The sequence below is a fragment of the Vibrio sp. 10N.222.48.A3 genome, assembly GCF_041475345.1.
In the GTDB taxonomy this organism is placed as follows: Bacteria; Pseudomonadota; Gammaproteobacteria; order Enterobacterales; family Vibrionaceae; genus Vibrio; species Vibrio tasmaniensis_A.
In genome coordinates this window covers 1-438 of sequence record NZ_JBFRVX010000319.1, presented here as the reverse complement: position 1 = coordinate 438, position 438 = coordinate 1, and the positions used below count along the sequence as shown (strand labels likewise).

Here is a 438-nt window from a genome sequence, read left to right as displayed (position 1 = left end):
TGGTAAACAGTAAACAAAGTGCACTCACGCTAATCTTGCCACAATATAAAGCCAGATTAGCATAAGTGCCGTGTTTGGATTAGGAATATAAGCTTATGAAATACTGAAAACTTAAGGTCCGTTTATCTTTTGAACTATTGCTTCTTACAATCTACTGCCTACCGCACTTAGAACACGGTGAGGTTTGTAATTCATGTAATAACGAACCGCCACATAACCCACTACAAACGTTGCCACAATCAATTCTAGATACGCTAGGTTGAAGACTTGATCCACATAGTGAGTTTCCACACCAACAGTTTGCATCCAAGCCGCCAATTTGAATAGCGCCGTTGCACCAATCACGATTGGGAATGTAAACGCCGCATAGCCAGGGCTGAATGGCAGACGAAGTAGTTTGAAAAACGCGATGTAGATAATAAACGTCATCAACACTGC

1 pseudogene is annotated in these 438 nt (G+C 41.6%); it reads right to left on the bottom strand.

Features of this window, described 5'->3' with window-relative positions:
* Positions 1–144 precede the first annotated feature (144 nt).
* A pseudogene (locus AB4653_RS10145) lies at positions 145–438 on the bottom strand (C4-dicarboxylate ABC transporter); the annotation flags it as partial.